13 protein-coding genes are annotated in these 12,049 nt (G+C 70.5%); 7 read left to right on the top strand and 6 right to left on the bottom strand.

Going from position 1 to position 12,049, the window contains the following annotated elements; translation table 11 throughout:
* The first annotated feature begins 203 nt into the window (after window positions 1-203).
* From EJK15_RS77700 to EJK15_RS27230, 5 genes are all read left to right on the top strand, one after another.
* A complete protein-coding gene (locus EJK15_RS77700) occupies window positions 204-698 on the top strand; it encodes an amidohydrolase family protein (RefSeq protein WP_206061125.1) in 495 nt (164 codons plus the stop codon).
* Window positions 586-1,011, top strand: coding sequence for a twin-arginine translocation signal domain-containing protein (locus tag EJK15_RS27245; RefSeq protein WP_171074559.1), 426 nt, complete (start codon window positions 586-588; stop codon window positions 1,009-1,011). The genes EJK15_RS77700 and EJK15_RS27245 overlap by 113 nt, the downstream gene beginning before the upstream one ends.
* Before the next feature lie 116 nt (window positions 1,012-1,127).
* Window positions 1,128-1,358, top strand: a complete 231-nt coding sequence (locus EJK15_RS27240) for a hypothetical protein (protein WP_138713320.1) — start codon at window positions 1,128-1,130, stop codon at window positions 1,356-1,358.
* 521 nt (window positions 1,359-1,879) lie between these two features.
* Window positions 1,880-2,191: a hypothetical protein gene (locus tag EJK15_RS27235; protein ID WP_138713319.1), complete on the top strand. Its 312-nt coding sequence runs from the start codon at window positions 1,880-1,882 to the stop codon at window positions 2,189-2,191.
* Window positions 2,192-2,659: 468 nt separating this feature from the next.
* Window positions 2,660-2,842, top strand: coding sequence for a hypothetical protein (locus tag EJK15_RS27230; RefSeq protein ID WP_206061123.1), 183 nt, complete (start codon window positions 2,660-2,662; stop codon window positions 2,840-2,842).
* Window positions 2,843-2,974: 132 nt separating this feature from the next.
* On the opposite strand, the gene EJK15_RS27225 is transcribed toward EJK15_RS27230, so the two are convergent.
* The 3 genes from EJK15_RS27225 to EJK15_RS27215 form a co-directional block, all read right to left on the bottom strand.
* On the bottom strand, window positions 2,975-4,108 hold the full coding sequence (locus tag EJK15_RS27225) for an NAD(P)/FAD-dependent oxidoreductase (protein WP_138713318.1): 1,134 nt from the start codon (window positions 4,106-4,108) through the stop codon (window positions 2,975-2,977).
* Between the two features lie 66 nt (window positions 4,109-4,174).
* Window positions 4,175-5,053, bottom strand: a complete 879-nt coding sequence (gene sigJ, locus EJK15_RS27220; RefSeq protein WP_138713317.1) for an RNA polymerase sigma factor SigJ — start codon at window positions 5,051-5,053, stop codon at window positions 4,175-4,177.
* A 269-nt stretch (window positions 5,054-5,322) separates the two neighbouring features.
* The gene (locus EJK15_RS27215) at window positions 5,323-5,928 is read right to left on the bottom strand and encodes a TetR/AcrR family transcriptional regulator (protein ID WP_138713316.1); all 606 of its coding nucleotides are present in this window, start codon (window positions 5,926-5,928) and stop codon (window positions 5,323-5,325) included.
* Window positions 5,929-6,002: 74 nt separating this feature from the next.
* Here EJK15_RS27215 and EJK15_RS27210 point away from each other — a divergent pair, with 74 nt between their 5' ends.
* Both EJK15_RS27210 and EJK15_RS27205 read left to right on the top strand, forming a co-directional pair.
* Window positions 6,003-6,410: a RidA family protein gene (locus EJK15_RS27210; protein ID WP_138713315.1), complete on the top strand. Its 408-nt coding sequence runs from the start codon at window positions 6,003-6,005 to the stop codon at window positions 6,408-6,410.
* 280 nt (window positions 6,411-6,690) lie between these two features.
* On the top strand, window positions 6,691-7,410 hold the full coding sequence (locus tag EJK15_RS27205) for a dienelactone hydrolase family protein (protein WP_138713314.1): 720 nt from the start codon (window positions 6,691-6,693) through the stop codon (window positions 7,408-7,410).
* Between the two features lie 33 nt (window positions 7,411-7,443).
* Here EJK15_RS27205 and EJK15_RS27200 read toward each other — a convergent pair whose 3' ends face one another.
* From EJK15_RS27200 to EJK15_RS27190, 3 genes are read right to left on the bottom strand one after another with little or no spacing between them, the layout of a single operon-like run.
* Window positions 7,444-8,184: an ABC transporter ATP-binding protein gene (locus tag EJK15_RS27200; protein ID WP_138713313.1), complete on the bottom strand. Its 741-nt coding sequence runs from the start codon at window positions 8,182-8,184 to the stop codon at window positions 7,444-7,446.
* 2 nt (window positions 8,185-8,186) lie between these two features.
* Window positions 8,187-10,781 carry an ABC transporter permease subunit gene (locus tag EJK15_RS27195; RefSeq protein ID WP_138713312.1) on the bottom strand — a complete coding sequence of 865 codons (2,595 nt, stop codon included), beginning with the start codon at window positions 10,779-10,781 and terminating at the stop codon, window positions 8,187-8,189.
* Window positions 10,778-12,028 carry an ABC transporter substrate-binding protein gene (locus tag EJK15_RS27190; protein ID WP_138713311.1) on the bottom strand — a complete coding sequence of 417 codons (1,251 nt, stop codon included), beginning with the start codon at window positions 12,026-12,028 and terminating at the stop codon, window positions 10,778-10,780. Before EJK15_RS27190 ends, EJK15_RS27195 begins: the two co-directional genes overlap by 4 nt.
* Window positions 12,029-12,049: the final 21 nt, after the last annotated feature.

The following is a 12,049-nucleotide window of genomic DNA, read 5'->3' as shown; positions in this document are numbered from 1 at the left end:
TAAACATCTTCGCCGACAGCGACGAGATCCGCACCCTCCACGCTGCTCTCGAAGCCATCCCCGCCCGAGTCCGTCAACACGAAGAGCAACTCCGCCGTCTCAACGCCCGCACGAGCTAAAAGCGTTAACCGCCGAAAGCCCGCCGCCGCGACGGAGGTGGCTCCTACGCGAGCAGCCTGACTCAATATCCCGCGCTCGCGCTCTTGCGCGAGGGACGCTCGGGGACCGTCTCGGGCCCGGATGAGCGGATCGGGCTGCATAAGGCGCTGCGCACTTACACCACGACTGCCGCCTGGCAGGATCATGCCGATCGTTGGAAGGGGTCCCTGCGCCGCGGGATGGCGGGCGACCTGTGCGTCCTGGACGGCCGTCTGGTCGACGAGCACGGCCGGCCCGCCGGGGACGCGCACGAGATCTCGAGCGTCCCGGTGAAGTTGACGATAGTGAACGGCACGATCGCGTACGACGCCTCCGACCCCTCGACCCGTGCGGTGGCCGCCGAAACGCACGGTACCGGCTGGGCTGGCCAGGCGAACCCGGTTGCTGACCTCCTTCCTGCCTCGGACTCCCCAAAGGGTGATGGACATGCACAACCGATTCGACCGCCGGCAATTCTTGCAAGGAGGAGCCGCCCTCGCCGCTGCGGGGCTGCTGCCCGCCCAGGCGGCGCATGCGGATGCCGCCCAAGGGGGCGCTGACCTGGTGATCCACAACGCGCGAGTCCTCGTCCTGGACAAGGGCTTCCGCATCGCCCAGGCGGTCGCCGTGTGGAACGGCGTCATGCAGGCGCTCGGGCGGGACAGGGAGGTGCTCCGGCTCGCCGGCAGGCGTACCGAGGTGATCGACGCGGGCGGAGGGACGGTGCTGCCCGGCATCAACGACTCCCACCTGCACCTCGGCGCCTTCGGCCTGGACTTCCCGCCCTACTCCTACGAGGTCGACACCGCGACCGTCGAGGAACTCGTCGAGGGCGGCAATCGTGACGATCTACGCGGAACGCCAGAAGGGTAAGCGCGAGGCAGCGCAAAGCGATCGACAGCACGAGCGCGAGCGCGTCTTTGTGGGTGCGTGAGGGAATTCACGACTCGGCGAGGAACTTCGTGGGGGGTGGGGCCGTCATGTCTAATATGAGCGATGAGGCGCAGAACGATCGGTTCCGGTACCTGCCGGAGCGGCCGGACCCGGCGACGTGGCGGTCCAGTCTGGATCAGGGGTCATTGCCGCAGGTAATCGTCGAGCCGGCGGAGGTGGGGGACACCGGCCTGCGCTGGGTGGCGCCCGAGCTCGAAGTGGCACGGCAGATCAGCGACGCGATGGTACGGCGCCGCAGCAAATCGACCCGAAAGGGTGCAGTGTGAAGCCAGCTGTTTCGCCCGTGGCGAGCGCGGCGGGGTCTTGAGGACCCGCGTATCCGCCCCGCCGAGCACCTCGCCAAACCCTCCGCCGAAGCTGCCATCCCTGTCCCGGATCAGGAGCCGGATTCCCTCGGCTCGCTCGCCCAATGAGAGCGGAGCGACGAACCCCGCTTACTGCCACATCTGCTGACAGTGGGGTCTGAGCAGGCGATTCTCGCTCGGTGGCGGAGTCAGAGGACGTGGCGTTCATCCGTGCGGATGTCGAGCGGGTCTGCGGAGAGCTGGTAGGGCTGGTTCCCGCGATCAGGCGGAACCCTGCACGGCCTACACGCCCTGCCACCCGCACGAAGTGCGGCACAGAAGATCGCTTGGGCGCAACCGTTGGCGGCACTGCCAACGTCCGAGGTCGGCCCCAAGGGGCGGAGCAGACGATCGCGCTGCCTCTTTGTGGCGATCTTGTGGCGGAGGTTTGGTACGTTCGCCAGCGACGCAAACGATCTCCCCATCCGAGAGGTTCAACGAATATGAGAGCTGGATTCAGGGCGTTGACCGTGGCCTCCGGCGCCGCGATTCTGCTGATCGCTGGATCAGGTGCCGCGAGCGCGGACCCTGTGGAGGCGGAGGCCGCGGCGACCTGCGTGAAGAAGATCGACAGCGGCAGGTATGACCTCATCTATCCCTGGGTCCAGGTCAAGAGCGGGTGCGCCTGGACCTACGACGTCAAGGTCATCTGGAACAACGGGCCCGACAGTCCCTGCACGGAGCTGTCGCCGGGCGAGAAGATGAAGAGCCTCTCCTCCCCCGGTGCTTCGTACCAGAGGGTTGACTTCTGCTGACGTCGTCATGCTGAAGGCCCCCTGTGCGGTCGCTCAGGGGGCCTTTTCATGGTCAATCCGAACGTTGCGCGTTCGGTGGCATCACCACACGTCGACGTCCACGCCGATCGCGATGGTTCGCAGGGCGCTGAGCGCGACCCAGGTGCGTGTGTTGCTGCCCAGCCCGTAAGCCCGTCCCGGGCAGCAGGTCGAGCACGGCGCTGATGTGGCCGCACTCCGCCGCATTCCTGGACACGTGCGCGGACTCGCGCCGCTTCGTCGCCTTGGGTAGTTTCGCGAGCCCGGCGTGCTAGGCGGCGAGATCGGTCACCTGGTCGGCGGTCAGGCCTGTGGGTCTCGGCTGCGATCCGCGGGGCCGCACGGTGTGGGCCGCGTACACGCTGTTGAGCAGCCGTCTCGGACAAGTTCGAGGGACCGTACTCGAAGCGGTGGACCGCGGGTGTCGGCGCCGGCCACAACAACTTCTTCGTGGATCGCAGTGGCCAGCTGTGGGCGACGTTCTTCCGCAACCCCAGATTCGGCTACTGGTCCGACCCGTCGCGCATCGGCGACACGGCGGTGCCCGGGATCGTGCGGGTGGAATGGACGGGGCCGGAGGGCAACCGCCTGTACGTCCAGCGCCGGAACCACGGGCACACGATCAACGACTGACCCGCGGGGCCGCTGTCCGGGGCTTCTTTGAGAAGGTGACTGGAGTGCCAGCCCTCCCGCCGGACTTCTCATCTGCGGGAAATCACGATTGGGGAAGCGTCGTCGACCATGACGACGGATCCGGGCGGAGCGTCACGCGTGCCTGGCGCCGGCCACGACCAGGGCGGGGTAGCGCAGGTTGTACCACCCGGTGGCGCGGAGGACCGCCTTCTTGATCATCGCGACCGGGCGGCCGGTGCGCACCTTCCCGCGCGGGCTGCCGTCGAGCTCGGTGGGCTGGAGGAGGCCGTCCCGCTGGCCGAGGCTGATGCACAGGGCGTCGCCTTTGACGCGCAGCGGCTTGGGGGTACGCCCGGCCAGGCGGTCGTTGATCGCATGGAAGGCGCACGCGGCGGCGAGCCCCCCGGGCCCGCAGCCCATGCGCAGCTCCTGCCCCTCCTGGGTGCGGGCGGCCGCGGCGTCCCCGATGCCGTAGATCTCCGGGTGCGACTCCGAGCGCAAGGTGGCGTCCACGACCATGCGCCCGCGGTCGTCCACAGCCAGCCCCGCCTCGCGCGCCAGCTCCGGGACCATGAAGCCGGTGGTCCAGGCCACGGTGTCGGCGTCGACGTGCTTGCCGTCCTCCAGCAGCAGGCCGTCCGCGTCGATCTTGGCAACCTTGGCGTGCTCCCAGACCTGGATGCCGAGGCGGTCGAAGGCCCGGTGCAGGTACTCCCGGCCGTGCTCGGACAGCGCGCCGCCCAGCGCGCCGCTGGTGGCCAGCCGCACCGTGCGGTCCGGGTAGCTCTCGGCCAGCTCGGTGGCGGCCTCGATGCCGGTCGGCCCGGCGCCGACCACGGCGACCGTGTCGGCGGTACGCATCCGCTCGCGCAGCCGCCGGGCCTGCTCGAATGTGGCGACGGCGCTGGCGTGCTCGGCCGCGCCGGGAATGCCGTCCAGGTCGGCGTGGCTGCCCAGCGCGTAGACCAGCAGGTCGTAGCCGACCGGCTCGGCGCCGCGCGCCAGCTCCACCTGACGCCCCTCCGTGTCGAGGCGGGTCACGCGGTCCACGATCAGCCGGATGCCGGTGCCCTTGAGCAGGTCGTGCAGCAGCATGTCGCGCAGCCGCCGGCCGGAGGCGAGCTGGTGGTTGCGCATCCGCTCCACGAACCGGTCACGTTCGTTGACCAGCGTGACTGTCGCGCCGGTGCGCTTGGCGAGCAGCTTGGCGGCGGTCAGGCCGGTGTACCCGGCGCCCAGGATCACAATGTGCGGTGTCGTTGTCATCGACGTTCCCCTTCGTCACCAGATAGACGGGCGACGGAGGCGATCCGTGACAACGCACCACAGGAATCACGTTGTTTGTTTCGTGAAGAAGGCGAGCTTGTCTGGGTTGGCGACGGCGTAGAGGGCGGTGATGCGGTCGCCGTAGAACTCGGGGACGATGACCGCGAACAGCCGGCCGTCCACGTCCAGCACGATGGCGGGTTCCCCGTTCGCCGTGCCGACCGTGATGCTCGTCACGCGCGGGTGCCCGGCCAGGTCGAGCAGGTAGCGCAGGAGCTTCTCCCGGTCGACCAGCAGGTGCCGCAGCGCCGGAGCCTTGCCGCCGCCGTCGGACCAGGCGACCACGTCCTCGGCCAGCATCCGCTCCAGCCCCGCTACATCCCCGTCCAAGGTGGCCTCCAGGAACCGCTCCAGGAGCTTCCGGCGCTGCTCGGGCGCGGCCGTGAACCGCCGCCGCGCCGCGCCGACGTGCTGGCGCGCGCGCCGGTAGAGCTGCCGGACGTGCGCCTCGTCCATCTCCAGGACCTCCGCGACCTCGCGGTGGCTGTGACCGAACGCCTCCCGCAGCACGAACGCCGCCCGCTCCGGCGGCGTGAGCCGCTCCAGCAGCACCAGCATCCCCAGCGACAGCGACTCTCGCTGCTCCACGGTCTCCAGCGGGCCAAGCACCCCACTGTCGGCGAAGACGGGCTCGGGCAACCACGGCCCGACATACTGCTCCCGCTGCGCCCGCGCCGAGGTGAGCCTGTCCAGGCACAGGTTGGTGACCACCTTGGTCAGCCACGCCTCCGGCGAGACCGCCGAGTCACTACGCTCCCAGCGCAGGTAGGCGTCCTGCACCACGTCCTCGGCCTCGGACGCCTCCCCCAGCAGCCGGTAGGCCAGCCCGAACAGGCGCCGGCGGTTGGCCTCGAACCGCTCCAGCCGCTCCTGGGCCGCGTCCATGATCAGCTCCCGGCCGCACCTGACGAGGCTGGGGTCGGTGTGACCGGGGGCGCACCCCGGCCGTCGGCGGTAAGAGTGAACGACATCACGGGCACACCTACTCCGATCATGGAAAGGTCGGACATCGACCAGCGTAACCGCCTTGCCCAAAAGCCAGCTTGCCGGCGAACCATCGCAGGCGATCCGCTGATCTGATCCAGCGGCGACCGCGGCCTTCGGGGACGGGGTCGCCGCCCTGAACTGCGGTGCCAGGAAGCAGCGATCAGAGGTCAGGGGCGCCAGCCGCGTTCGACTGACCGGCGGCATTGTTCGCGGTTGTCGCCTGCGCTGGTGAACAGGGCGGTCAGCAGCGGCACGCCATGGGCTAGCGATTGATGGGGCAGGGGGCCGGTAGCGACCAGTGATGCCAGTCCATGTCCGATGGTCCAGCTCTGCGTGGCCAGCTCCAGCGGGTCGATGTCGTCGCGAAAGCGGCCGGTGGCCGTGGCCCGTTCGACGGTCCGGACCAGACAGTGCAGCGTGTCATCCGCGGCCGCGGCGTTCTCGAGTTCGAACCCGGCGTCGAACATGACCCGGTAGAGATCGGGACTGGCCATGGCGTTGGACAGGTATGCGGCGCCGAGAGCGGCCAGATCCCGTACCGGATCCTTCGATGGCGCTACCGCGGCGAGGCGGGCGGCCAGGCGGGTGAAGCCTTCCTGCCGCATCGCTGTCCACAGGCCGTCCATGCTGCCGAAGTAGGTGTAGACGGCCATGGTCGACACGCCGGTTCCGGCCACCAGCGAGCGGAGAGTGACCGGCTGCCGAGCGGCGAGCATCTGCGCGGCTCGGTCGATCAGCAGGGAGCGGACCGCCGGGTCCTTGATCCTCACCATGGCACCACAATACATATCTTTGCTATGTTCTCGGCGAGTACCGAACATGCTGTGCCGATGTGCAAGGAGCGGACATGACCGTGACGCTGGTCAACCCCGACGGGCTGCCGAAACCCGACGTCTACCGCCAGCTGTCGATCGCCACCGGATCGAAGCTGGTGTTCCTGGCGGGCCAGGTGGCCCGCGATGCCCAGGGCCGACGGGTCGGTGAGGGGGATCTGGCCGCTCAGGTTGAGCAGGCTTACCTCAATATCGGCACCGCCCTGGCCGGGGTCGGCGGATCTTTCGATGATGTGGCCAAGCTGACCGTCTACGTCGTCGACTGGACACCGGACAAGATGCCGCTGCTGGGCGAGGGGGTCGCGCGGGCGGCGGCCAAGCTGGGGGTCGACCCGGTCAAGCCGATCACACTGCTGGGCGTTGCGGCGCTGGGAGAACCCGACCTGCTGGTCGAGGTCGAGGCCACTGCCGTTATCGACTGAGTCGAGGCGCCTCAGACACGCCTGTCGGCCTCCCGAGTCGGCGGGCGTGATTACTTCAGAATGCGGCATGGCTGAGCGAGTTCGCGGACGCGAGATCGATGATGATGACCCCATGTCCGCTGAGGCAGATTTGTGTCCATGCGGGCGTGTGCGTTCCCACCCAGACAACCTCTCCATGTTCGGAGACGTCGGAGAACCATCTCATCGCGGGTCGCGAACGAGATCAGCCTGACCCTCCGAGTACCTGGATGGGCCGAACCGTACCGGGCATGCTGAGCCCATGTGCCATTCCACCGACAGCAGGCCGCCCGCCCCGCCGATCCAGGGCGAGGTGGCCTCTCATGAGCAAATAGAGCTGACCGCCGCCGACAGCAACCGTTTCCTCGCCTACCGGGCGGAGCCCGCCGAGCCGAACGGGCGGTCCGTGGTGATCCTGCCCGACGTGCGCGGGCTGCACCCGTTCTACAAGGACCTGGCGGTGCGGTTCGCCGAGGCGGGGTTCCGTACGATCGCGATCGACTACTTCGGCCGTACGGCGGGCCTCGGTGAGCGCGGCGACGACTTCGACTACATGACCCACGTCAGGCAGCTCACCAGCGACCACGTCAGGGCCGACGCGAGGGCGGCCACCGAGGCGCTGGACGGTCCCGTCTTCACGGTGGGCTTCTGCATGGGCGGCGCCCACTCGTGGCGGCAGGCCGCCGAGGGCAACGGCCTGGCCGGCGGCATCGGCTTCTACGGCGCGCTCCGGGCCATCGACGAGCCCAAGACCGGGCCCGGCGCGCCGGTCCTCCTGCTGAGGGGCGGGGCGGACACGGTGTCGACGCCGGAGGACTTCGACGCGTACACGGCCGCGCTCGACCGGGTCGGCACCGAGCACGAGACCCACATCTACGAGGGGGCGCCGCACTCGTTCTTCGACCGCTCATACGCCGAGTGGGAGGAGTCGTGTCAGGACGCCTGGCGCCGCATCCTGTCCTTCACCGAGCGCCACGCCTAACGGAGATACGCGGCCCCTGACGACCGGGTCCTCCTAACCTAGATACGCGGCCCTGACGACCGGGTCCTCCCTGATCTCGGCCGGCGTGCCGGCGGCGATCACCTTGCCGAGGTCGAGCACGATGATCCGGTCGCAGGTGTCCATGACGAACCCCATGTCGTGCTCCACCAGCAGCACGGTGGTGTCCAGCGCCTTCACGACCTCGCTCAGGCGGGCGGTCTGGCCGGCGTCCAGGCCCGAGGTGGGCTCGTCGAGCAGCAGCAGCGCGGGCCGGTCGGCCAGCGCCCTGGCCAGCTCGACGAGCCGGCGCTGGCCGACGGGGAGCGCGGCCGCGTACGCGTCGCGCAGCGGGGTGAGCCCGCACAGCTCCAGCACCTCGTTCACCCGCTCGCCGCGCTCGCGTTCGCGGCGCCGCCGGCCCCGCCAGCCGACCAGGTCGGCGGCGAGCCCGCCACCGCCGCCGTGCCAGTCGAGCGCGGCCAGCACGTTGCCGGCCACGGTGAGCCGGCCGAAGACCTGGGTCCGCTGGAACGTGCGGCGCAGCCCGGCCCTGGCCCGCTTGACCGGCGGCACCCCGGTCAGGTCGCGGCCCGCCACGCTGACCCGCCCGGCGCTCGGCCTGCGCAGCCCGGAGACCACGTCGAACAGCGTGGTCTTGCCCGCCCCGTTCGGCCCGATCACGCCGCAGACCTGGCCCTCGGCGACCTCGAACGACACCTGGTCCAGCGCCCTGACCCCGCCGAACGCCACCGACACGCCCTCGACGGCCAGCATGGTCACCTCACCCCCAGGTAGGCGGCGGTCAGCCGCTCGCTGTCGACCTCGGACCGCGGCCCGGCCCAGGTGACCCGGCCGAGCCGCATGAACGCCACCCGGTCGGCGATCGCCAGCGCCTCCGTGGCCTTCTCCTCGACCAGCAGCAGCGCCACCCCGCGCTCGCGCAGCTCGGCGAACACCTCGAAGATCTGCCGCACCACCATCGGTGCCAGCCCGAGCGACGGCTCGTCCGCGATCAGCACGCGGGGCGGCCGCACGAGCGCCGGGGCCAGGGTGAGCAGCTGCTGCTCGCCGCCGGACAGGGCGCCGGCGAACACGGTACGGCGCTCCGCGAGCTGCGGCAGCCGCTCGTAGACGGGCTCGGGGTCGGGCAGCCAGGTCCGCAGGTTCTCCTCCACGGTCAGGCCGGGGAACACGCCCCGCCCCTCGGGCGCCAGCAGGATGCCGGCCCGCGCCCTGCGGTGGGCGGGCCAGGCGGTGACGTCCTCGCCGTCGAGCAGGATCCGGCCGCGGGTGACGGGCAGGTCTCCGGCGGCCGCCGCGCAGGTGGTGGACTTGCCCGCGCCGTTCGCGCCGAGCAGGGCGACCACCTCGCCGGGGTTGACGGCCAGGTCGACGCCGCGCAGGACGGTGCAGTCGGCGTACCCGGCGACGACGCCCTCCATCCTGAACAGCGCGCCCTCCACCGGCTCCGCGGGCTGCACCGTTTCCGGCGGGGCGGGCCGGCGGTGGCGCAGCTCGGCCATCTGGGTGAGCACCCCGTCCGGGTGCTTGGCCAGGATCATGCCGCCGAGCCCGAACAGGATGGCCCCGACGTGTGCGGACACGTCCCAGGTGGCCAGCAGCTCGGGCACGACGACGGCGATGAGCCCGCCGAGCACCGCGCCGCCGATCCGGCGCACTCCCTGCAGCACCACTATGGCCAGCCACACGAATCCGGCGAAGGCCGGCAGGTCGGTGGCGGTGATCGAGCCCTTGGCGACGGCGAACAGCACCCCGCCGAGCCCGGCGATCGCCGACGCCAGCGCGAACAGCATGATCTTGGTACGCGGCGCCGACAGCCCTGATGTCGTGGCCGCGGCCGGAGCCGACCGCACGGCCAGGATCGCCCGCCCGGACGCGGACCTCTCCAGGTTCCGTACCAGCAGCGCCACGACCCCGATCAGCACGAGCAGCACCACCACCAGCACCCGGGGATCGGAGGTGTCGGCGAAGCCGAACCCGAGCGCGGGCAGCGACCACCCGATGGTCCCGTTGCTGAAGGCGTCCACCTGGAACAGCACCTGGTCGGCCAGCAGCGCCAGGGCCAGCGTGGCGAGTGTCAGCACCCGCCCGCCCAGCCGCAGCGCGGGCAGCGCCACCAGCATCCCCACGGCCGCGGCCGCCAGCACGCCCAGCAGGATCGCCACGAAGAACGGCAGCCCGGAGGAGAACGCCCACCCGCAGGTCAGCGCCGCCATCGAGGCGAAGGCGGCCTGCGCCAGGTTGACCATGCCGCCGATCCCGGTCACCACCACGAAGGAGCAGAAGATCAGCGCGAGCACGAGCCCCTGCCCGGCGATGCCCACGTAGTACTCGGGCGCCGTGAACGTGAAGGCGACCAGCAGCGCCAGCCCCAGCGCCCACGGCAGCCGGCGCCGCCACGGCGGGAGCCCGGCCAGGTGGTCGGGCGGCGGCGCGTCCTCGGCCGCGCTCCCCGCGACCCGCTGGCGCGACCTGTTCAGCAGCACGAGCCCGGCGAACAGCAGGATCACCGGCACGGCCGTGCGCAGCCCGGTCACCTCCTCCAGGAAGTCGGTGTAGCCGGCGACGAGGTTCTGGACCACGCCGAGCGCCAGTCCGGCGGCGAACGTCCAGGGGATCGACCGCAACCGCCCGAACACCGCGGCCGTGGCCGAGGCGAACAGCAGCACCGTGTACGCCGTCGCGTCCAGCCCCAGAACCGAGACCGCCAGCACTCCCGCCAGTCCGGCGAGCCCCGACCCGAGCATCCAGGCCAGCGCCGAGGTGGCGTCGGCGTCGATGCCGCGCAGCGTGGCCAGGCGGCGGCGGTCGACGGAGGCCCGCATGCGCAGCCCGTACGGGGTGTGCCGCATGAACGCCCACAGCCCGGCCGCCGCCACCACGGAGAAACCGAACGTGATGAGCTGGTCGGTGTCCAGGTGGACACCGAACACGTCGAACGCCTCGGCCGGGTGCGGGCCGACGCCGCGCGGCAGCGAGGTCGCGTCCGCGGCCGGCAGCCCGGCCAGGTCCACGACCAGCAGGCCGAGCGCGGGCAGCGCGATCGTCAGCCCGATCGTGGCGACGATCTGCGCGGTCTCCCCCGCCTGGGCGAGCCCGCGGAACATGGCCTTGTGCAGCACGTAGCCGAGGGCCGGCGCGAACACCCCGGCCGACACCAGCGCCGACAGCCACGCGGGCAGCCCGGCGGCCACGTTGAGCTCGTAGAACAGCAGGGCGGACAGGAACCCGAGCGCGCCGTGGGCGAAGTTGAACACCCCGGTCGCGGCGTACGAGAGCGTCAGGCCCGATCCCATGATCGCGAAGATGGCGCCGGTGACCATGCCGCTGAGCACGTAGCCAAGGATCATTTGAGCGGCACGTTGTCGAAGCACTTCATGCTCTTGGCCACCTGGAAGGCGCCGTTCTCCAGCTTGACCAGGGCGCCGCAGCCGTTCGGCTCGCTGTGGTCCTTGGGGTACTGGATCCTGCCGAAGCCGGCGTTCTCGTAGGTGTACGAGCCGTTGCCCGTGGCCAGGAACTTCTCCCTGGTGAGGTCCTTGCCGGTCTTGTCGAGCATGTCGAGGAAGATGTCGGCGGCCCAGTAGCCGATCGCCAGGTGCTGGGTCAGCTGCGTGCCGGGGGAGACCTTCTCGACGTCCTGCTTGAGCTGCGCGATCTCGGGGGCGCTGGATTCGAAGGGCTCGAACATCGGCGCGGCGATCACGCCCTCCAGGGCCTGCGCGCTGGCCGGGTCCTTGAGGATGGCGGCGTCGTAGCTGGTCGCGTCCGTGAGCACGCCCTTGTAGCCGGCCCGCTTGAGCGCCGAGTACAGGCCGACGTTGAACTTGGTGCCCGCGATCACCGAGACCACGACGTCGGGCGCTTTGCCGCCGTTCGAAGTCATGATCTTGTTGACGTACGGGAGCCAGTCAGGTGGCGGGGCGGCGGCCGGCAGGCCGGAGTTGACGCCGACGAGCTTGAAGCCGGCTGCGGTGAACGACTGGGAGATGGTGGTGCCGCCGTACTTGCTGCCGCTGGAGTCGCTGGTCTGGACGTAGACGCTCTTGCCCTCGGCGCCGCCGATCAGGTCGGCCATCTGCCGGCCCCACCACGTCTGGGATCCCGCGCCCTGCTTGGGCGCAAGGCAGCCGTTGTAGCCGAACCCTGTCTTGGTGCCGCACCACTGCGGCCCTGTCGCCCAGCCGAACCACGGCACGCCCTGCTGCTCCAGGAAGGCGGCGCCGCCGAAGTTGGGCGCGTGCACCGGGACCAGGGCGAACACCTGGTCCTTCTGCACGAGCTTCTTGGCCGCCGCGTCGCCCTTGGCGGCGTCCTGCCCGTCGTCCTCGGCCCCGAGGAACTCGATCTTGCGCCCGTGCACGCCGCCCTCGGCGTTGGCCCGTTCGAACCTGGCCTTGGCGCCGATCTCGGCGTCCTTGGTCGAGTATCCGCTGGCGCTGGTCTTGGTCAGCACGCCGCCGACCTTGACCGTCGTGCCGGTCACGCCTGGCACGGCCGCACCCTCCTGCTGGGACGCGCCCCTTTGCTGAGCCGCACACCCGGCCACGAGCAGCGCCATCGTGAGCGCCACCGCCACACCCCGCCGTACAATCATGGTTTCCTCGCGATTTGGCCT

Origin of the sequence: Nonomuraea basaltis (genome assembly GCF_005893125.1) — a bacterium.
GTDB classification, from domain to species: Bacteria; Actinomycetota; Actinomycetes; order Streptosporangiales; family Streptosporangiaceae; genus Nonomuraea; species Nonomuraea basaltis.
Note: the sequence above shows the minus strand (reverse complement) of the source record. Positions and strands in the feature narration are given on the sequence as shown.